Origin of the sequence: Sorangium sp. So ce281, assembly GCF_051527395.1 — a bacterium.
GTDB lineage: Bacteria > Myxococcota_A > Polyangia > Polyangiales > Polyangiaceae > Sorangium > Sorangium cellulosum_B.
Genome location: NZ_CP150322.1, coordinates 9,788,146 through 9,807,578, shown reverse-complemented (window position 1 = coordinate 9,807,578; position 19,433 = coordinate 9,788,146). Strand labels below are relative to the sequence as shown.

At 70.0% G+C, this 19,433-nt stretch carries 21 protein-coding genes; 13 read left to right on the top strand and 8 right to left on the bottom strand.

Annotated features, from left to right (window positions below; all coding sequences use genetic code 11):
• Positions 1–163: 163 nt before the first annotated feature.
• Together WMF27_RS37315 and WMF27_RS37310 are read left to right on the top strand one after the other, a co-directional pair.
• Entirely contained in the window at positions 164–559 is a 396-nt protein-coding gene (locus WMF27_RS37315; protein ID WP_437764116.1) for a winged helix-turn-helix transcriptional regulator, read from the top strand.
• Positions 560–886: 327 nt separating this feature from the next.
• Positions 887–1,111, top strand: coding sequence for an addiction module protein (locus WMF27_RS37310; RefSeq protein WP_437764117.1), 225 nt, complete (start codon positions 887–889; stop codon positions 1,109–1,111).
• Positions 1,112–1,248: 137 nt separating this feature from the next.
• Here the strand turns inward: WMF27_RS37310 and WMF27_RS37305 are convergent, their stop codons facing one another.
• Both WMF27_RS37305 and WMF27_RS37300 read right to left on the bottom strand, forming a co-directional pair.
• Positions 1,249–2,028 (bottom strand): hypothetical protein, encoded by a 780-nt coding sequence (locus tag WMF27_RS37305; RefSeq protein ID WP_437943370.1) that lies wholly within the window; start codon positions 2,026–2,028, stop codon positions 1,249–1,251.
• Positions 2,029–2,326: 298 nt separating this feature from the next.
• Complete coding sequence (locus tag WMF27_RS37300; protein ID WP_437764119.1) at positions 2,327–2,449, bottom strand: GxxExxY protein; 123 nt, start codon at positions 2,447–2,449, stop codon at positions 2,327–2,329.
• A 480-nt stretch (positions 2,450–2,929) separates the two neighbouring features.
• On the opposite strand from WMF27_RS37300, the gene WMF27_RS37295 reads away from it, so the two are divergent.
• The 4 genes from WMF27_RS37295 (at position 2,930) to WMF27_RS37280 (ending at position 6,869) form a co-directional block, all read left to right on the top strand.
• Positions 2,930–3,550 (top strand): glutathione S-transferase family protein, encoded by a 621-nt coding sequence (locus tag WMF27_RS37295; RefSeq protein WP_437943369.1) that lies wholly within the window; start codon positions 2,930–2,932, stop codon positions 3,548–3,550.
• A gap of 717 nt (positions 3,551–4,267) precedes the next feature.
• Complete coding sequence (locus tag WMF27_RS37290; protein WP_437764121.1) at positions 4,268–4,594, top strand: RNA recognition motif domain-containing protein; 327 nt, start codon at positions 4,268–4,270, stop codon at positions 4,592–4,594.
• A 326-nt stretch (positions 4,595–4,920) separates the two neighbouring features.
• Positions 4,921–5,103 (top strand): hypothetical protein, encoded by a 183-nt coding sequence (locus tag WMF27_RS37285; RefSeq protein ID WP_044966793.1) that lies wholly within the window; start codon positions 4,921–4,923, stop codon positions 5,101–5,103.
• Positions 5,104–5,645: 542 nt separating this feature from the next.
• Entirely contained in the window at positions 5,646–6,869 is a 1,224-nt protein-coding gene (locus WMF27_RS37280) for an MFS transporter (protein WP_437764123.1), read from the top strand.
• Between the two features lie 9 nt (positions 6,870–6,878).
• Here WMF27_RS37280 and WMF27_RS37275 read toward each other — a convergent pair whose 3' ends face one another.
• Both WMF27_RS37275 and WMF27_RS37270 read right to left on the bottom strand, forming a co-directional pair.
• The gene (locus WMF27_RS37275) at positions 6,879–7,676 is read right to left on the bottom strand and encodes an alpha/beta fold hydrolase (RefSeq protein ID WP_437764124.1); all 798 of its coding nucleotides are present in this window, start codon (positions 7,674–7,676) and stop codon (positions 6,879–6,881) included.
• 112 nt (positions 7,677–7,788) lie between these two features.
• Positions 7,789–8,628, bottom strand: coding sequence for a hypothetical protein (locus tag WMF27_RS37270; RefSeq protein WP_437764125.1), 840 nt, complete (start codon positions 8,626–8,628; stop codon positions 7,789–7,791).
• A 457-nt stretch (positions 8,629–9,085) separates the two neighbouring features.
• On the opposite strand from WMF27_RS37270, the gene WMF27_RS37265 reads away from it, so the two are divergent.
• The 3 genes from WMF27_RS37265 (at position 9,086) to WMF27_RS37255 (ending at position 10,822) form a co-directional block, all read left to right on the top strand.
• Positions 9,086–9,463: a DoxX family protein gene (locus WMF27_RS37265; RefSeq protein ID WP_437769957.1), complete on the top strand. Its 378-nt coding sequence runs from the start codon at positions 9,086–9,088 to the stop codon at positions 9,461–9,463.
• A 97-nt stretch (positions 9,464–9,560) separates the two neighbouring features.
• A complete protein-coding gene (locus WMF27_RS37260; protein ID WP_437764126.1) occupies positions 9,561–9,848 on the top strand; it encodes a hypothetical protein in 288 nt (95 codons plus the stop codon).
• Positions 9,845–10,822 carry an endo alpha-1,4 polygalactosaminidase gene (locus tag WMF27_RS37255; RefSeq protein ID WP_437764127.1) on the top strand — a complete coding sequence of 326 codons (978 nt, stop codon included), beginning with the start codon at positions 9,845–9,847 and terminating at the stop codon, positions 10,820–10,822. The genes WMF27_RS37260 and WMF27_RS37255 overlap by 4 nt, the downstream gene beginning before the upstream one ends.
• A 137-nt stretch (positions 10,823–10,959) precedes the next feature.
• On the opposite strand, the gene WMF27_RS37250 is transcribed toward WMF27_RS37255, so the two are convergent.
• The 4 genes from WMF27_RS37250 to WMF27_RS37235 form a co-directional block, all read right to left on the bottom strand.
• Positions 10,960–13,131, bottom strand: a complete 2,172-nt coding sequence (locus WMF27_RS37250; protein ID WP_437764128.1) for a penicillin-binding transpeptidase domain-containing protein — start codon at positions 13,129–13,131, stop codon at positions 10,960–10,962.
• Position 13,132: 1 nt separating this feature from the next.
• Complete coding sequence (locus tag WMF27_RS37245) at positions 13,133–13,513, bottom strand: BlaI/MecI/CopY family transcriptional regulator (RefSeq protein WP_437764129.1); 381 nt, start codon at positions 13,511–13,513, stop codon at positions 13,133–13,135.
• 87 nt (positions 13,514–13,600) lie between these two features.
• The gene (locus tag WMF27_RS37240; RefSeq protein ID WP_437764130.1) at positions 13,601–14,239 is read right to left on the bottom strand and encodes an SUMF1/EgtB/PvdO family nonheme iron enzyme; all 639 of its coding nucleotides are present in this window, start codon (positions 14,237–14,239) and stop codon (positions 13,601–13,603) included.
• 107 nt (positions 14,240–14,346) lie between these two features.
• A complete protein-coding gene (locus tag WMF27_RS37235; protein WP_437764131.1) occupies positions 14,347–14,973 on the bottom strand; it encodes a hypothetical protein in 627 nt (208 codons plus the stop codon).
• Between the two features lie 609 nt (positions 14,974–15,582).
• Between WMF27_RS37235 and WMF27_RS37230 the strand changes: the two genes are divergently transcribed.
• From WMF27_RS37230 to WMF27_RS37215, 4 genes are all read left to right on the top strand, one after another.
• On the top strand, positions 15,583–16,257 hold the full coding sequence (locus tag WMF27_RS37230) for an HAD hydrolase-like protein (protein ID WP_437764132.1): 675 nt from the start codon (positions 15,583–15,585) through the stop codon (positions 16,255–16,257).
• 112 nt (positions 16,258–16,369) lie between these two features.
• Positions 16,370–17,368, top strand: a complete 999-nt coding sequence (locus tag WMF27_RS37225; protein WP_437764133.1) for a hypothetical protein — start codon at positions 16,370–16,372, stop codon at positions 17,366–17,368.
• A complete protein-coding gene (locus WMF27_RS37220; protein ID WP_437943368.1) occupies positions 17,358–18,539 on the top strand; it encodes an alpha/beta hydrolase family esterase in 1,182 nt (393 codons plus the stop codon). The genes WMF27_RS37225 and WMF27_RS37220 overlap by 11 nt, the downstream gene beginning before the upstream one ends.
• Positions 18,540–18,723: 184 nt before the next feature.
• Positions 18,724–19,425: a tRNA-uridine aminocarboxypropyltransferase gene (locus WMF27_RS37215; RefSeq protein ID WP_437943367.1), complete on the top strand. Its 702-nt coding sequence runs from the start codon at positions 18,724–18,726 to the stop codon at positions 19,423–19,425.
• Positions 19,426–19,433 lie beyond the last annotated feature (8 nt).

Below are 19,433 nucleotides of genomic sequence, written 5' to 3'. Positions count from 1 at the left end.
GGGAGTAGGCGAGCGTGGCATCGACGCTCCGCGCGTTCTGCGCGGCGACGTCCCCTGCGAGCGGTTCAGGTACTTGCATGGGCGGTGATTCCTCCTGAGGGACGATGACTCGCGGCCCGGCGCGTGGGCCCCCTCGCGCGCAAAGTTGGGCTAGGCTCATCGGGTGGCAAGAACGCACGAAAAGGTGGGGTACGCACCTGAAGGTGAGTACGACGAGCCGGCGACTCCCGAGATCGCCGCCGAGCGTGTCGAGCAGGCCCTCGAGCTCCTCAAGGGGCGCTGGAAGCTGGTGATCCTCTTCCGCCTGTTCGGAGGGAAGGTGCAGCGCTTCTCGGAGCTCGAACGCGCCATCCCTGGCATCTCGCAGAAGATGCTGAGCCAGCAGCTCCGGCAGATGGAGCGCGACGGGATGATCTGGCGCGTCACGCACCCCGAGGTGCCACCCCGGGTCGAGTACGGGCTCACCGAGTGGGGACAAGCCCTCTGCCCGGCGCTGGACACGCTGCTGCGATGGGCAGCCAAGCGCGGCGCGTCCTCTCCCGTCGATTCGTGTTCGTGATGGCTGCCCCGGTGGCCGCTACGTCGCCGTCCACGAGGTTGCCCTCGCGGCGCGCAGCGCGCCGCCGCCGGCGCGCAGCGCCCCTGCGGATCCGGCCGCCAGCCTCCCGCGCACCGCTCCGGCCGGGAGCTCCGCGAGCCCGGGCAACGGCAGAGGCGCTGGAGCACGTGGAGCAACCGACCGCGGCTTGGCTAGCCCGAGCTCGGTCAGGTCGCTCAGTGCCTGCGCCACGCCAGTCGATGTCGGCCATCGCCGTCGTCGCGGCATCTCCTCGCCGATGGGGAAGCGCGCCTGCGCAGCCTCCGGGCCGCGCGGTACAATCCCCCCGTGAACCCTCCCGAGCTGGAAGCCGAAGCCCTGAAGCTGCCCGTCGCGGAGCGCGCACGTCTCGCAGAGACGCTTCTGGCAAGCCTGGATGAGCTCTCCGAGGAGGAGCACAGGCGCCTCTGGACCGAGGAAGCGACGCGCCGGGACGCAGAGCTCGACGCAGATCCGTCCCGGGGGCGACCGGCCGAGGACGTCTTTCGCGACGCCCGCGCGCGGCTCCGGTGACGCTCCCGGTCATCTTTCACGACCGGGCTGAGGTCGAGCTGAACGATCGTGCCCGTGCAGGCGGACGAGAACGCGCGCCCGGTCTCCGGGTCGTCACCGCCGCGGCCTGGGCGCGCTAACAGCCTCACCTCGGGTCGTCAGTCCGAGAAGTTGATCGCCAGGTGGTACGACGCGGTCTCGGCCTGGTCCACGATCACGCGCATCACCCGGTTGATGCCCGGGGTCGACTCGGAGAAGCGGAGCAGGACGCCTTCGCTGCCGATGTAGTTACCCAGCGTCTCATCGCGGCCGACGATCCTCTTCCGGAGAACGCGGAGCCGGAGCGAGCCACTCAGGACGTCCGCGTGCCCCTCTGCCGTGTTGGCGCGTCCACCGCTGCTGATGCTCCGGTTACCAGAGCCACCCAGGATACAGTGGTCGGTCCCGGATGTGCAGAAGCGCGCGGAGAAGTCCGCCGCCGAGAACGCCGACGCCGCCGTACCGAGCTCTTCGGCGCGCCCCGGTCCGCGGTCACCTGCGCTGTTCGGCTGCCCTTGCGTCGCCAGGGCCTCCGGGTTCCACAGAAGGTCGCCTCCGCATTCCGAGGCGATGAGGTCCGGCGGCGCCGGGCGATTCGTCAGGTGCGTGAACAGCTCGCTGGGCAGAAAGCGGCTGATCTGGATCCCGCGCAGCGGATCGAACCCTGTCTTCTCGAAGACGGATCCGATGAAGACGCCACCCTCTTCATTTCGCAGGAACTCCACGTACCCACCCCCGTCGTAGTCGACTCGCGCGAGCAGGCCCGCCTGGGGGTCGGAGTTCACCTCGAAGTCGTCCTCCATCGTCCCGGCGCCGGCGCTGCAGCCGACGACGGATGCCCCGGCAAGACAGGAGATCATGAAGGCGAATGCGAACGTGAAACGTCGATCGATTTTCATGGCGATCCTCCGCGCTCATTCGACCTTGACCGGCGGTGAGATCGAGACGCGATCCATCTCGTCCCCGGCCCGATGCACCTCGGGCGAGCGGCGATGCCCGGCGCAACGAGCTCGATTCCGCAAGAGACGTTCCATGTGCAGGCGACGCACGGCGACGAGCTCGCCGCGGCACCGTGATACGGTCACCGCATACGAGCGCTTCGATGTCGCCCACGAGCAGAGCGAGGCGCAGGTCCGGTGCAAGATGCTTGCCTTTGTACACGAGCGGCACCGTCGTCTGGCGCACCACGCTGAGCCCTCACGACTCAAGTTCGAAGTCAAGCGCCTCTTCGTGGACGGTTTCGAGCAGCCCCGGACCTCCAAGGCTGCGATGCACCTCGAAGGCCGCATCGACGATCTTGGTTGTCCCATTCTCGTTCATTTCCTCTCCATCGTCCTGCGCCTTTGCGCCTTTGCGCCTTTGCGTTGAATTCTGGCTGCTCCACAGGAGTTGCGCCGTGCGTACGTATGGCGTCGCGGTCAGCTGGCGACGAATCCGGATTTCAGGGCAGCGTGGCCGCGTGTCCGCCGTCGTGTGAGACAGGTCGCGCCATGCTCGCTCGCGTCCAGGCCCTCCGCTGCGCTCCGGCCCGCTGCGCGATCGCCTCCCGGCGACGCCTCGCCGCACGTCGCCAGCCTGCAGCGCCCAGCCCCCGCCCGCATCTCCGTCGCCTCCGGCAGCCGCGCGACGCGCTGGAGCACGCGGAGCCGCCGGCCGTGGCCTGGTTCCCCCAACCTCGGTCTGGTCACGGCGCCTCGGGCGTGACGTCCTTCAGGTGGAGCGCCGTCCACCGAGAGCGAGCTCATGCGCGACGAACGAAGCCCCCTTGCGGCTCGCGCGCGGCGGGGTTCTGCTCGCCGCATGTCCGACCTCACATTCTATTACGCCCCCATGACGAGCGCAGACCGGGTGCACTGGGCGCTCGAGGAGCTCGGCGTCCCCTACGAGAAGGTCAAGCTCGACCTCGCGGCGGGAGATCAGCGCAAGCCCGAGTACCTCGCGCTCAACCCGAACGGCAAGGTCCCGCTGCTGGTCGCGGAGGGGAAGCCGATCTTCGAGGGGCTCGCGATCCTGCTCTACCTCGGCGAGCGCTTCGGCGTGGACAAGGGCCTCTTCCCGCCGCTCAGCGCCGATCGCGCCGAGGCGTTCAAGTGGATGGCCTGGGGCAACGTCACGCTGTTCGAGGCGACGACGCGGCTCCTGCGCAACACCCTGGAGCGCTTCCCCGCCGACGAGCGCAACCCCAAGGTAGCCGAGGGCGCGAAGCAGGACCTCGCGAACGGGATCGAGATCCTCGACCGCGCGCTCGAGGGCAAGGAGTACCTCGTGGGCAACCAGTTCTCGCTCGCCGACGTGTCGCTCGTGACCGCGCTGCCGTTCCTGGCCCGCTTCGGCGTGGACCTCTCGCCTTTCGCGAACGTGAACGCGTGGATCGCCCGCTGCACGAGCCGGCCCGCGGCCCAGCGGGTCAGGCCGGGCTGACGTCTCCGCCCTGGCCGCCCAGCCGCGCTGGCGGCTATCTCATGAGCTTCGTGAGCGCCAGCCGCGGCGGCGGCCACCCAACGCCCAGGCCGACTGGATGAACTGCCGGCTGCTCGACAGGCTGCGCGAACGTCCGCTCCGGACGACGTGTATCCGCAGTACCGGATGCTCCCCTGCTGCGCCAGCAGCAGACGCGCGCGACGGGGCGCCGGGGAAGGGGAGCTGCGACAGACGGATGGGCTCGTCGAGGTCGCGCGTAGAGCTCGCTAGCTTGTTCGCGGACAGCCGCCTCGCACGGTCTCCGGCCGCACTGCCCGCCGCGTCGCGGCGGGATCATCGGCGGGTTGCGCTGGGGCACAGCGGCCGGCTCATCGCTGATGAGCCGGCGCGGCGCTGCGCGGCCCCTCCGCGCTGAGGGTCGCAGGTTCGCCGCGAGCCGCTGCAGGGGGGAACGAAAAAGATGCTGTGCCGCTTGCATATCGCGTTGTAGCGGAGTAGAGTGCCGTTTCCTCACGACGTCACTGGCTCTCGACACGATGCTTTCTCTCTCCCTTTCATAAGGGAGGCTATTGCTCGCGCGGATGACTGGACGACGCACCGTGTGCTTGCGCAGGTTTCGCTGCGCGGCACCTTACCGTTCGATCCGTAGCGGCTTCATCGAATGGCAGGCGGAAGAGCGCTCGCGAGCGCGTCTAGAAGCCGTGAAAGCAACGTGTCATGGGTAATCGTCTTTACGTCGGCAATCTTTCGTACAACACTTCGCGCGAGTCCCTCGAGGCCGCGTTCGCCGGCAGCGGTGAGGTCCGGGAGGTCGCGATGCCGACCGACCGCGAGACCGGCCAGCCGCGCGGGTTCGCGTTCGTCACGATGGGCTCGGCCCAGGCGGCGAACAGCGCGATCTCGCAGCTCAACGGCATGATGCTCGATGGGCGCTCGCTCAAGGTGAACGAGGCGCAAGAGCGCCCGGCCGGCGGCGGCGGCGGGCGCGGCTTCGGCGGTGGCGGCGGTGGCGGCGGGCGCGGCGGCGGCCGCGATCGTTACTGAATCGCTCCGTTCGTTCGATCGACATAGGGCGGCGGACCCCCGAAGGTCCGCCGCTTTTCTTTTGGCTTATCGATAGAGCTCGCGGGTGAGCCAGTCGCCGGATTCAGGCAGATCGCCGAACGCGTTGCAGAGGGCGACCTTGCGTGCTCGCACGTCCGGAATCAATGGGTCTTTCCGGTGAGGATTCACGCTTGTTGTCGAGTCTCTCCCTGGACCGTGAGCGGATGCGCTTCGTGCACCGAACCGGTCCGGGTGGAGCTCCCGACGACCGCGGAGCTCGCGTCAACCACCACGCCCGTCCAGGGGCGTCCTGAGATGGAGTCATCATGCAACGACAGACCGCGTTGAAGCGACAGAAAGAGCGCGCTCGTATCGAGAAGCAGCGCGAGAAGACGGCGAGCCGCCTCGAGCGCCGCAATGACAAGCCGTCGAGCGTCGCCCTGGCGCCGGGAGAAGATCCGGATCTCGCGGGCATCGTCCCGGGACCTCAGCCGCAGATAGTCGACTGAGGCCCGCGGCCGAGGGGAGCCTGCCGGCCGAGGGCGACGTCACCTCGGCGGTCCAACCCACCTGCTCGAGGCCAAGGGGACAAGCGCGCGTATGGCCGCGGGCTGTCGAGGTGCGGACACCAGGGTCCGGCTGCCAGCGCCCAGCGGCCGCCACGCCGCCGTCCACGAACAGGCCCTCGTGCGGCGGAGCGCCCCGCAGCCGGCGCGCTGCGCCCCTGCGCATCCAGCCGCCAACCCCCCGCTGTCGACGACCCAGCCGCCGCCCTCGCCGATGCCCGTCAGCCGAGCCCGCCCTCGAGCGTCCGTTTTGAAAGACGCGCATCCTTCGTGACGGATGTCACCCTTGCTGCGCCAGCAGCAGGCGTGTGCTGCGCGTGTGCTGCTGGAGCAGCAGGCAGCGGGAGGCGCGGCGACGAGGCGGTCGCCATGGCCCTGCTCCGGCTCGGGAGCGTGGCTTGCAAGGCGCCGGCGCGGCAGCAAACCCCGGTTCGGCACAGCGGACGAGCGCGCCGATCGACCGGCCGCTCGCCTCGGTTCGCGTGATGACACCTTCGCCGCCTCTCCCCCAGCGTTATCTCCTCGGCTTCATGGTGCTCGGCCTGCTCGCGGGCTCGAGCAACGGCGTGGCCAAGGTGGTCCTTCCGCTGTATGCCGCCTCGCTCCACGCCTCCCCCTGGCAGATCGGCCTTGTCGGCGGCCTGCAGTTCACCGGCATGCTGCTGCTCTCGATGCCTGTCGGAGGCTTGATCGACCGCCACGGCAGCCGGCCGCTGTTCCGCTTCGGCGGCCTCGCGGGCGCGGCGCTGTACCTGATCGGCTTCACCCACATGGATCGGCCCTGGCAGCTCATCGCGGGCGTGGTCCTCTTCGGGCTGCTCAACCCGTTTCGGATGGTTGCGACCCAGACCGAGTTCCTTCACCTGCTCCCTCGCCTCGGCCCGCGCAAGGCAGGCTGGCAGCGCGCGTCCCACTCGCTCGGCATGTTCTTCGTGGGCCCGATGCTCGGCGCGCAGCTCCTCGGCCTGCTCGGCTACACCGGCGTGTTCGTGGTGACCGGACTCGGGCTGCTGGCGACGGTCTTCGTCGGCGATCGCGTGCTCTCCGGGGCTCCTCCCGGCCGCGGGCGCTCGGCCACGCCGCTCCTCGAGCGCCTGCGCGGGCAGGTCGGGATCATCCTGTCTCGCCGCGAGCTGCGCCAGAGCATGCTCATCGAGCTGTGTGGTCAGATGGCGATGTCCTACTTCGCCGTGTTCGTTGTGTTGATCGGGATCCGCGAGTTTCACCTCTCGGTGCCCCAGGCCGCGACCCTGGTGACCCTCCAGGGCGCCGTGTTCGTGCTGACCTTGCTCCTCGCCGGGGGCGCCCTGGCGCCGCTGCGCGACGCTGCCCGCTACGCGATCGCCTTCTCGCTGCTGCTCGCGACCGAGCTCCTGCTCGCTTTCCCCCTCGGCGTCGCGTCGCTGTGGATCGGGGCGGTCTTGCTCGGGCTCGGGCTGGGCGTGCAGCACCTCACGAGCGTCAATCGCTTCGCGGCGCTCACCGCCGAGCTCGGCCGCGGCCGGGTGGGCGGACTGTTCTCCCTCTCGGGACCGGCCGGGGGCCTGATCGGCGCGGTGGCGGGCGGCTTGCTCGGCCAGCGCTTCGGCCTGTTCAGCGGCTTTCGCGTGCTCGCGGCGCTCTATGCGGTGCTGATGGTGTGGCACGGGCGCGGCGTCCTGACCGAGAACGCCCAGCCCGTCGCGCTCGCCGAGGGCGAGCCGGAGTGACCGCAGCAGCTACGCCAGCTCACGCAAGAACGACAGGACCACCTCTCCCAGGCGCTCGGGTTGTTGAAATGGAAGGCCGTGGCCGGCGTCCTGTACCTGTTCGATCCGTACGCGTGGGTTGAGACCCCGCAGCTCCGTTGCCATCTCGAGCGTGACGACGGGGCTGTCGTCACCGATGACGAGCAGGCTCGGGACGTCAATCGCGCTCACCACGTCGCGGTACGCGGGGTTGGGCGGCGTGAGAACGTCGAACGCGCCCATGCGGGTCTTCAGCCTCGCCTCGGCTTGCAGCTCGATGAGCTCGAGCGAGCGACGCGGGTCTCGGGCTCGGGCCTTCGCAACGAGGTCCGACTTCTGCAAGCCGAGGGCCTGGCGGTGTTGCTCGGCGACGTCGCTGGCGTGCACCTCGCGCTGGCGCTCGGGGCTCAAGAACGTCGGGTCGACAAGGATGAGGCCGCGGATGACCCCCGCCCCTCGACTCGCCACCACCGCGGCGGTCATGCCGCCCATCGAGTGGCCGAGCAGGACCGGACGAGAGAGCGAAAGGCCGCGGATGAGGCCCACGACGTCGCTCGCGTGATCGTCGTACCGGTATCCGTGGTCCGGCGCGCTCGAGCCGCCGTGCCCTCGGGCGTCGGGCATGACGACGTCGAATTCACCTTCGAGCGCCCGCGCCAGGGGAGTCCAGCAGGCGCCGCTCCCCATCAATCCATGGAGCAGGACGACGGGAACCTTGGCGCCTCCGGTTCGAAGGTAGTGGATGGTGATGCCGTTCGTTTCGCAGACTCCACTGATCCAGGTCGTCATGGGGCTGTTCCTGCCTGCCGCAGCTTCGCACGTGGGATGTCTCCCGTCGCCCATTCGACAGGCCTCGTCAGCAGGACTACGCCTTGCGTACCGGCGCCCAACGTGCCAGGTTTCAGCTGCGTCGGCCGAGCGAACGCGAGGGCGGCGTCTGCCGCAAACCGGAGCTGGACGGCGCTCGTTCAGCGGTGACAAGCAGCTGAGGAGCGACGACGAAGCTTGTTCTTCCCTCGGTCGACTCAATCCCCCATGGTTGACTCGTGTCAATCTCGACGACCGCGTACCCGGATGACGTTCGTTGGCCCCGAATCCGACAGGCGAGCGTTACCGGACGCGGGTACGTGCTCGACGCATCAAGGTTCTCCGAGGTCACCACGGGCACCTTCTCGCGAAAGAGGTGGACTTTCCCCTCAGCGTCCGTGAGCTCGCACTCGACCCACCCGGGCTGCGCGTCATCAACGAAGCGCTTGGCCCACGCGAGCAGCGAGGTCAGCTCTGATGGTTCGGATTCTGTTTCCAGAAACGCTCGGACGTCGGCTTCGACGGCATCGACGGTTCCATACACTCCCTCGTCCGCGAGACTGCGCTCGTCGTCGAAACCGAAGCAACGCCCTGCGAGAGGTGCAGGAACCTGCCCCTGGATCGCGAGCTCTTGAAGCACGTGCGTGACCACGCGCCAGATGTCGGCGCGCGCGCGGACCGCGTCACGTACCCGGGCGAGGAACTTTCGAAACACAAGGTCCGGATCGGATCGAGCGGCGATCGCGCGGAGCATTCGCGCCACGTCGGGAGCATTCGGGCGGACAGCGCCCGCAAGCTCGAGGAGCTCTGGCGATGGGCTTGCTTCGCGCGCGACCAGTTCGCACGCCCAATCAATCGCTTCGCGCTTCTCCGTCAGTCCGTGCTCGACGGCCAACGCGAGCGCTCCCGCTTGCTCACGAAGCTCAGGCGTCATTGGGTGACCGCTGACCGCCGCTCCCGCGTGGAGCGCCTTGATCCCCGACCCCATCTCCTTGTGCCGCCCCCACGCACCGTGGGAAGTTAGCGTATCCGACGGCTGCCCCACCTTGTCAAGGAGACCAGCGTAGGGCCGTGCGGGCGCTACACCGGACGAGGGCGCGGCTCGTGCCGGCGGCGGCGAGCCGCGCGCCCGCGTTCGCCCAGTACCGCCCCGCGCCGGAGGGCGGCCGCCGGGCCGGGCACCCGGTCAGGGGCGGCGCGGCGATTTTTTTTCAGGCGACCGATGATTCCTGGCGGGGCCGGGGGTCTACGGGGTGAATCCCAGCACGGAGGCACCCATGACCGCGATCTTCGCCAGCATCCATCCTCGTGACCAGGATCTCACCACCGTGCCCCGGGCCGAGGCGCCGACGAGCGCCGCGGCGCCCGGCGCGGCGCCGTCCAGGTGAGCGCTGTGGGCGGGACGCGTCCTGAGCGGGCTGGGCGTGCTGTTCCTGACGTTCGATGCCGCGGTGAAGGTGCTGCAGCTGTTCCCCGCGGACGCAGCCACGGCCCAGCTCGGATTCCCGGTCAGCCTCGTCCCCACCCTCGGCTACCTCCAGATCGCCTGTCTGGTGACGTACCTGATCCCGCGCACCGCGGTGCTCGGCGCGGTTCTGTGGACCGGTTACCTGGGCGGCGCGATTGCGATCCACGTGCGGGTCGGTAGCCCGCTCTTCAGCCACACGCTCTTTCCGATCTACATCGCCGCGCTCCTCTGGGCGGGGCTCTGGCTGCGCGACCGCCGCGCGCGCGCGCTGCTCGCCAGCCCGGCGTCGCTCGACCGATGAGCTTCACATGGGCTTCCCGCCTCCCCGCCTTCATGGTCAGATCGGGCCGCGGCCAGCCCGCCTCTCGAACCATGGATCGCGAGCAAGGAGACCACCGATGATCAAGGTCTACAACTTCGCGCGCGGGGCCCGCGGCCTGCGCGTCGAGAAGGCCTTGCGCTTCACGGCCGACATGCTCGGCGACATGCCTTTTCTCGCCGGCGAGGGCCTCACGCTCGCCGACATCTCCGTGAGCACCGCGATCGGCATCTATCGCGGCGCGCTCGGCAAGACGCTGCCCGACGAGCTCGTCACCTACCAGGAGCGGATCGCCGCGCGGCCGGAGTACCAGCGCGCGCGCGCGAGGTGCCGCGAGCTCCGGAGCGACGGAGGAGCGCCATCATGAATCGATCGTGGCCCGCGGTGGTCAAGTCGTTGATCTTCGTCCTCGCGGCGATGCCCGCCGCGTGCGGCGACGCCGGCGTGGATCCGGGCGGGGCAGGGGGCTCGCGCCCGGAGTCGCCCGGCGGCTCGGGCACGCCGGCGTCGACGTCCACCTCATCGACGTCCGCCTCATCGACGTCCGCCGGCGGGGGCCCCGGCGTCTGGATCCCGGCGCTCGAGACGTCGTGGCACTGGATGATCGACCACCCCCTGGACCTGGACGACCCCAGGGACATGGGCCTGGTCGATCCCACGGGAGCGCCCATCGAGTCGCCGCCTCCCACGGTCTACGACCTCGACTGGGAGTTCACGCCGGCCGAGACGGTGGCCGCGCTGCACGCGAAGGGCGCCAAGGTCATCTGCTACGTCGACGTCGGCGCGTTCGAGGACTATCGGCCAGACGCCGGCGACTTCCCGGAGTCGGTCAAAGGCAACCCGGACTACCACTGGGAGGGCTCGTTCTGGCTCGACATCCGGCAGATCGATGTCCTCGGGCCGATCATGCTGGCCCGGTTCCAGGTCTGCAAGGACAAGGGCTTCGACGCCATCGAGCCCGACGAGGTCGACGGTTACGCCAACGACTCCGGGTTCCCCCTCCGCTATGAAGACCAGCTCGCCTACAACGTGTTCATCGCGGATCTCGCCCACTCGCTGGGCATGTCCGTCGGGCTCAAGGGCGACATCGAGCAGGCGGAGGACCTGTGGCCGTACTTCGACTGGACGCTGAACGAGCAGTGCTTCGAGTATGAAGAGTGCGAGATCCTCGTCGATACCTTCCTGGCGAACGGCAAGGCCGTGTTCGAGGTGGAGTACGACGATCCGTTCTCCGGTCACATGACCGACAGGTCGCTCTTCTGCGAACAGGCGAACGCCTGGGGCTTCAACAGCATGGAGATGCCGCTCGACCTCGACGGCGGCCGGTGGCCCTGCCGGTGACCCGAGGCCTTCCGAGCGCCGGCATCGTCTGGGAGGAGCGGATCGCGTAGCCGGGGGAGAGGGCGGCGGCGCGTACCCCTCCCGGGGAGAGGGCGGCGGCGCGTACCCCCGACGTTGGCGCCCTCGACGCGCTCGGATCAGCGCCCGAGCGCCCGCGCGGCGATGCGCGCGAACACCGGCCCCGCCACCTTGCCGCCCGTCGCGTGCTCCGCGGCGACCACCGCGCCGACGAGGATGACGAAACGCGGCTGCTCGGCCGGCGCGACCCCGATGAAGCTCGCGTAATTGCGCGGCTCGCCCGCCGCCGATCGCTCGTCCGTGGTGCCGGTCTTCCCGGCGACCCGCACCCCTTGAACACGCGCCGCTTTGCCCGTCGCTTGCTCGTCGCTCACGACGCGCTCCAGCATGCCCATCACCGCCCGCGCCGTCTCGGGGCGGAGCACGCGCTCGTTCTCCGGGTGGTGCTCGAAGAGGACGCTGCCGTCCGCGCCCCGGGCGCGCCGGGCGAGCGTCGGCGCATTGAACGCGCCGTCATTGGCGATCGCGGCATAAGCGGCGGCCATCTGCAGGGGGCTGGCCATCGCGCCGCCATGGCCCGATGCCAGGGCCACGCCGCGGAGCGAGCCGTCCGCGATGACCGGAGGGACCTCGCCGACCGGCGCGCCGCGGAGCTGGATGCGCATCGCCTCGCCGAAATGAAAGCGCCGGAGCCAGCGCCCGAGCGCCTCGCCGCCCAGCTTGTCGAAGATCCGCGAGGCCCCGATGTTCGACGAGAGCGCGAGGATCTGCGGCACCTCGAGCCACTCGTTCGGGCTCGCGTCGCGGAGGATTTCCTTGCCATAGCGCCGCGCTCCCTTGTCGCAGAAGAACCGGTCGGTCATCGCAATGGCCCCCTCGTCGAGAGCGGCCGCGATGGTGAGCGACTTGATGGTCGAGCCGCTGACGCGCGGCGCCGCGGCGGTGCTCGGATCATGGATGGCCAGCACCTCGCCGGTCCTTGGATCGAGCACGATCGCCGTGGCGGCGACAGGGTGCCATTCGTCCTCCAGCCGCTTCAGCTCTTCATCGACGATCGCCTGGATGTCGCGATCGATCGTGAGCTCCAGGCGATCGGCCGGGGCGCCCAGCACGGAGGCGACCTCCGCGGTCAGATGGGCCAGAGAGGCCGGCGCGGCGATAGCAGCGGCGGAGGTGGAGGTCGGAACGGACGAGCCCGCCGGTGCAGAAGCGACCGGCGCAGGGCTCCCGGACGGACTGGCCGCCACGGCCGCGACAGGTCCTTCCTTGTCGGCGGTGACGCACGCCACCACGCCAAGCAGCGCCGCAGCCGACGCGGTGATTGCAACGCCCCGCGCCGCCGACGTGCGCAACGACCCCGCCCGCGGTCGCACGATGGCCTCGACCCGCGCAAAGAGCTGCGAGGGCTCCGCCATCCCGAGCGCTCCGCCCGGCACCTCACGGAGCCGCGCCGCGCTCGTCGCGATGGCCAGCAGGTGCTCGGCATATTCGGTCGGCCGCGTCCCGCTCGCCAGGACCCGCTCGTCCGCCGATAGCTCGCGCTCCATGCGGAGCCTGCGCGCCGCGAGCCACACCAGCGGGTTGAACCAGTGCATTGCACAGGCGAGCTGCCCCACGATCTGGGCAAGACAATCGCGCTGCCGGACGTGCGCCAGCTCGTGTAGCAGCACGGCCCGCCAGCGCGCCTGGCTCCACTCGATCGCCTCCCGCGGCACCAGCACGACCGCCGAAAAGACCCCGGTCACCGCCGGCACATCGATCTCGGAGCTGGCGCACACGCGGGCTTTCATGCGCGCTTCGCGGAGGGTCGCCGTGATCCCGGGAAACGAGAGCGGGGTTGCGCGCCGGGCGATCCCACGCGCCTTGGCGAGGCCATGGGCCAGGCGAGCGAGCACCGCAAATGCCCCGAGCGCCCACACGGCAAGGAGCACCGGGCCCCACGGAAAGGACTGCTTTGCCGGGGCGACCGGCGTGGACGGAGCCTGCTCCACGGCGTGGGAAACAGGCGCGACGGAGGGCGCGGCAATGGCATCCCCGATGGGCTCGGCGAACGGTCTACCCGCGTCCGCGACGCCAAGCTCGGCCACCGGCAGCACGCGCCACGCCGGAACGAGCCGCGAGGCGACCGGCACCAGCGCCGCGGCCGCGAGCCCGAGCACCAGCACGAGGCGGCGCGTGGAGGCCGGCGCGCGGCGGAGCAGCGGCATCACCGCGAGGGCGAGCCCGAGGAGCACGGCGCCCCGCGCGGCATCGACGAGGAACGGCAGCGGGCTCATCTCGATCGGGCTCATCTCAACCCCCTTCTTTCTTGGCGCGCTCGATCACCTGGGCGATGCGATCCAGCTCTTCCCGCGATAACTTGGACTTCGACGTGTCGACCAGCGCGGTGACCGCTTGCTCGACCGAGCCTCCAAAGAACGTCCGCACGACCTGCGCCAGCGCGCTCCTGCGAGCCTCGCTCGGGGCCGTGACCGGCGTGTAGACGTAGCGTTGCCCTTCCTCCACGTGCTTGACGTGCCCGCGCTCCTCCAGCAGGCGCAGCAGCGCGCGGACCGCGGAGTAGCTCGGCGGATCCGCGAGGTTGTCCTTCACCTCGTGCGCGGTCGCGCGCCGCAGGCGGTACAAAATGTCCATGATCTCGCGCTCTCGGCGCGTGAGCGGCGGCTTCGGCATGACGTCCATCCGTAGCCTGGTGCTAAGAAATTAGCAAGCAGCGTGTGCTAATTTCTTAGCACGTGCGATCCGCCCGGAGACCCGAGGCTATCCGCTGGCCAAAGGGTTTCTGGCGCAACGCGACCCGATGTTGCCTCGGAGCTCGGGGTAGTAGACGTGGCGGGTGGCCGACCGGAGGGTCGGGGCGAGGTCGTCGTTGCTGCCGCTCCGGAAGGCCCGGTAGGAGCCTGCTGTCACGGCGGCGCAGTCATGGCATGGCATCGGGTACTTGGTGTTCCACGCGGAGCTCCAGCCAGAGCCTGGGATCTTTGGATGTGCACCCGCGCCATCGCCAGGCGGGCTGGCCTGCGTGCCCATGCCTGCGTTCACGAACGCCCGGAACCGACCCACCGTGACCTCGTACCTGTCGAGGTGGAAGTCGCTCACCGTCGCCGTGTAGCTCCGGTCCAGATAGTCCACGCCGTCGTAGCTTCGAGCGAACGTTCCGCCGGGGACCGGCAAGCTCTCGCAGCAGTCCTCGTTCTCCGATGGCCCGCAGGTCGCCGGCAGCCCGGCGCAACTTGGCGCCGTTCCAGCCCGGGCGCCCGCGTGGCCGCTGCTTCGATCCCCGGCGAGCGTCTCGTCCGCCGCGATCCTCTCCTCGTTTCCGCAGGTGCAACCTGCCGAGAGCAGCAGCCCGAAGAAGGCGATGCAGACGGTGTGGCAAGGAGGGGCAAGCGAAATCATAGGTCACTCACGATGGTCAGCTCCTGCTCTCCTCCGGAGCGCGCGCCACCACGCATGGCGCGCGCCCGTCGACATCGCAGCGCGGTCTCGTTCGGCCTGCGCCCCGATCAGCCCCCGAAGAACGCCTTCGCCTGCTCTCCCAGCACGTTCTCGCCCTTCGGGCTGCTGGCGTGGCAGCCGTCGCTGACCTCGCCCGCGTCGTTGTCGAGGATGAACTTCCCGAGGTAGCTCATGTTCTCGTTGATGGTCGAGTCCTTGGCCAGCTCTTGCGCCTTCATGTCCGTCCAATCGGCGCCGCCCGCTCCCGCGATGAAGCAATCGTGCCCTGCGTTGTAGACAGGCTGGCCCACGATGTAGATGTGCGTGCCCGGGTTGACGTGCTGGCGCGCCGCCTTGACCATGTCACGGAGCTCCTGGTCGGTCGCCCGCTGCGACAGGATGCAGATCTGGACCATGATGGCCTTGACGACGCCTTTCCCGCCGATCGACTCCATCTTCCGGTCGAAGAGCTGCCAGGAAGAGCTGTTCGGGTTGGTCCAGTTCTGGACCACCATGGCGCCCGTTTGATAGTTGTCCGCGTTCCACATGATCTTGCCGCCGACGCGCTTGTAGCCAGTGCCGATGTTGTTGGCCATCGAGCAGCCGGTGTACGCGACCGAGTTGTCGCCTGTCGGAGGCAGGCCGTCATCCCCGCCGCCCGTCCCGGGATCGCCGCCCGTGCTCGTGCTGCTCACCGACGCTGGTCCGCTCGCGTCTGCGCCGCCGGTGCCGCCTCCGCCGGTGCCGGAAGCGCCGCTGGTAGCGCCGCTCGGGGCTCCTCCCGCGCCGGTCGTCCCCGTTGTCGCTCCGGCAGAGCTTGAGCTTCCAGCGCCTGTCCCCCCGCTCGTCGAGCTTCCGGTCGTGGAAGCGCTGGTGCCCGTCGTTTCACCGGTCGCTGCGCTCTCCGACTCCGAACCCTCGTTCGAGTCGACCTCTGAAGCGCAAGCTCCGAGGCTGAGCACGGCCATCCCAAGAGCGCAACGGACCACCAGTCGGGAGGAAAGAACAGGACAATTCATCGTCGTCACCTTCTGTTAGGGGGCGCTGGTCAGGACCTGCAGAGACTCTCGGCTCGCGTCCGACCGTCCTTGTTCTATTGCCGCTGCGACCCGCGTGAATAGACGGCGAGATCGCCGTCACCCCCCTTGGACAGATCTGTCATCCCCCTCGTTGATCTCGAGAGCCATCACGGTGCCAGTCCTCCGAGGGGAGCGTCACCGAAAAGTTCCGTTCGGTCTGACCTCGCGTCTGTGCCAGTTCGCGACCCTTGCCGCCGCCCCCTTCGGTGCCCTACGTGCGCCGCCATGCGCACGTTGTTTCTGGATCTCGACGGCACCTTGACGGATCCGGCCCCTGGCATCGCCGCCTGCTTCGTGCACGCGGCCCGTGTGCTCGGGCACGGCTCGATCGGCCTCGCCGAGGTGCGCCGCTTCATCGGCCCGCCGCTGCGCGAGGTGTTCGCCGAGATCCTGGCGACGCGCGACAGCGTCCGTATCGAGGAGGCCGTGCGCGTCTACCGCGAGCGCTTCGGCACGCTCGGCCTGTTCGAGAACAGCGTGTATCCCGGTGTGCCAGAGGCGCTCGCGCAGCTCCGCCAGGCGGGCCACGGCCTCTGTCTCGTCACCAGCAAGGCGGCCGTCTATGCCGAGCGCATCGTCGACCACTTCGGCCTTCGCTCGAACGTGCCCCGGGTCTACGGCGCCGAGCTGTCGGGCGAGCGCTCGACCAAGGCCGAGCTCATCGCGCACGCCCTCGAGCGCGAGTCGCTCACCCCCGCCGAGGCGTGCATGATCGGCGACCGCGAACACGATGTCCTCGGCGCCAAGGCGCACGGCCTCGTGGCGATCGGGGTGACCTGGGGCTACGGCTCGCGCGCGGAGCTGGAGGCTGCGGGCGCCGACCGCATCGTCGACACGCTGGAGGAGCTCGTGCTGGCGGTGCGTGGGTTGAGGGAGACCCGAGGTCGAGCGGCTCGATGAGGCCGCGCCCCTCCCACGCCCGGGGGGTGTCGGGTTTGTCACTCCCCCCGCGGGCCTGTGCAGCGTTACTCTGTGGCGCGCAACGAGGCCTCTCGTCGATACTTATCAATTTATGACGGTAGAGCTGATTCATGCCATCGTTCGTCAGACCACCGTCCTCATCGCCCAGCTGGCGACCTCGGGCGGCTGGCGTGCACCCCTGGCCCAGCTCGCAGACCAGGTGTTCCAGGACCTGGTCACCGAGCTCGAGCGGCAAGGCGTCAGCCGCAAGGTGGGCGCCGACATGTTCGGCATGGGGCTCCGGACCTATCAGCGCCGCGTCCGGCGGATCACGGAGAGCTCGGTCGAGCGGGGCCGTTCGCTCTGGGAGGCCGTGCTGGACCACATCCGCCGCCGGGGGATCACGCCGCGGGCCGAGATCTTGAGGGCGTTCGCCGGCGAGGATGACGTCCTGCTCCGCGGGGTGCTCTTCGACCTCTGCGAGAGCCGCTTGATCTTCCAGGCGGGGCAGGGGGCTCAGGTGGTGTATCGCGCGGTGTCCGACGACGAGCTGGGCGCGCTGCGCGCGCTCCGCTCCGGCGAAGGTGTCGACGAGCTCGTCTGGGCGATCATCTACCGGGAAGGCCCGCTCGCGCGCGACGAGCTGCTTCAGCGGACGCACATCGAGCGCGCGGAGCTCGACGCCGCCCTGGGGCGCCTCGTGGAATCGGCGCGTGTCGAGCGGACCGGGGAGGGCGCCGGGGCGATGTACAGCGCCGGGAGCCTCTATGTGCTGCTGGGCTCGCCCGTGGGGTGGGAGGCGGCGATCTTCGATCACTTCCAGGCGATGGTGAAGACCATCCTGTGCCGGCTGCGCGAGGATCGCTCCGCGCCCGGCCTTGGCGATCGCGTCGGGGGGAGCACCTATACCCTCGACCTGTGGCCCGGCCATCCGCACGAACGGCGGGCTTACGAGACGCTGGGGCGTCTGCGTGCCCAGCTGGTCGAGCTGCGCGAGCAGGTCGAGGCCTTCAACGCGGCGCACGAGAGGCCGGACAGGTACACGCAGGTCGTTCTGTACATCGGACAGTGCTTGATCCAGCAGGACAGCGGGGGCGGCGATGCGATCTAGGGTGGTCGTGACGGCGTGCCTCATCGCGGGCGTGACGGGCGGAGCGCTCCTCGGCTCGGCCTGCAGGGACATCGGCCCTCAGACCGGGAGCGAGACCAACTTTCTCAGGAGCTGCGATGCCAGCTGCGCGGACGGCCTCTCCTGCATCTGCGGCGTCTGCACGCGCGCCTGTTCTGTCGCCGGCGAATGCGCGGCGCTCGCCTCCGGCGCCGCGTGCGTGGCCGTGGCGGAGCGGCCTGGCGAGGCGGCCTGCGCCGCGGCCGAGAGCGCTGCGTTCTGCGATATCTCCTGCGGCGGCGACGCCGATTGCGAGGCCCTCGGCGCGCCGTTCCGCTGTCAGGGCGGCTTCTGCCGGGTGCCTGACGATGGCGAGGCGACCGCGTGCCCGGCGACCACGCTTTCGCCCGGCGACAACGAGCGCACGGTGACGGTCGGGGACACCACCCGAAGCTACGTCGTTCGCCTCCCCGCGAGCTACACGGGCGCGAGCCCCATGCCGCTGGTGCTCGATTACCATACGCTGGGCGGGACCCCGGCGGAGGAGGCCGAGGCCTCGGGGTACCGCGAGCTCGCCGAGGCCGAGGGGTTCATCGTCGCGTGGCCGCAGGGCATCGACGGCGCGTGGAACATCGGTCCGTGTTGCACGACGTCGCGCGACGTCGACGACGTGGGGTTCGCGCGCGCCCTGGTCCAGGAGGTCCAGAAGGAGGCGTGTGTCGACGTCAAGCGGGTCTATGCCGTCGGCGTCGCGAACGGCGGCGGGATGGCCTACCACCTGGCGTGCAACGCCGCGGACGTCTTTGCCGCGGTCGCTCCCAGCGCGTTCGACCTTCTGGCGGCGTCGGAGCAGCCCTGCCAGCCGTCGCGGCCGGTGACCGAGATCTCGTTCCGGGGTATCGCGGACTTGCTGGTGCCTTACGAAGGCGGGCCTCAGCAGGCGCCGAACGGCGCGAACATCACCTTCCTCGGAGCCGCCGGCACCTTCGAGAGGTGGGCCGAGCTGAACCGGTGCACGGGATCCCCGAGCGCAGCGGACAGCGACGGTTGCTCGACGTACTCGAGCTGCGCAAGCGGCGCGGAGGTGACGCTGTGCACCGCGGAGGGCGGCGGCATGACCTGGGGGAGCCCCGAGATCGGGTGGGCCACGCTGAAGCGGCATTCGCTTCCTTGAGACGGAGGCGGCGACCGATTCCGACGCCGGCCGGTCACCCCGCGTCGGCGCTCACCACCAGCCGATGTCCTGGATGACTATGCCGGCATCATTGACGACGATGCCGGCGTCGAGCAGCGCCTCGATGTGCGGAGTCGTTTGACCGGGACGGCCGGCGCGTGGGAGAACGCCCGGCCCGGACGCGATGACGTTCCTCCCGCTTCAGCCGCCCGATCTGCCTGCCATCCGCGCGCGCGGGACGCCGCGCTGCCGCGGCTGCGGCTTGCCGCAGGCGATGTGCCTCTGCGGCGCGCTGCCCCGGCTCTCCGTGCGCACGCGCGTCGTGCTGCTCACCCACCGGATCGAGCGCACGAGGAGCACCAACACGGGCCGGCTCGTCGCGCGCCTGCTCGAGGGCGCGGAGGTGCGCGTGCGCGGCGAGATCGCGCCGCGGCCGCGCCCGCCGCTGCCGGAGGGCCGCCGGCTCGTGCTCTTCCCGTCGCCCGAGGCGCGCGCCCTCACGCCCGACGACGCGGGCGGCGAGCCGGTGGTGCTGCTCGTCCCTGACGGCAACTGGAACCAGGCGCGCCGCGCGGTCCACCGGGACGCCGACGCGCGCGGCGCCGAGCCGGTCACGCTGCCCGAGGGCGCGCCGAGCCGCTATGGCCTGCGCCGCGCGCCGCACGAGGGCGCCCTGTCGACGCTGGAGGCCGTCGCGCGCGCGCTCGGCCTGCTCGAGGGCGCGGCCATCGAGCGGCGCATGATGGAGGCGTTCGACGTGTGGGTGCACCGCGCGACGCGCGTGCGGCTCACCGGCAAGCTCGAGGAGGGCGCGGCGGTCCTGGGAGAAGATGAATCCGCCGAGGGCCGCGTGAGCGCGGCCTCCGATGGATCAGGCGGCCCGTGAGCGTCTCC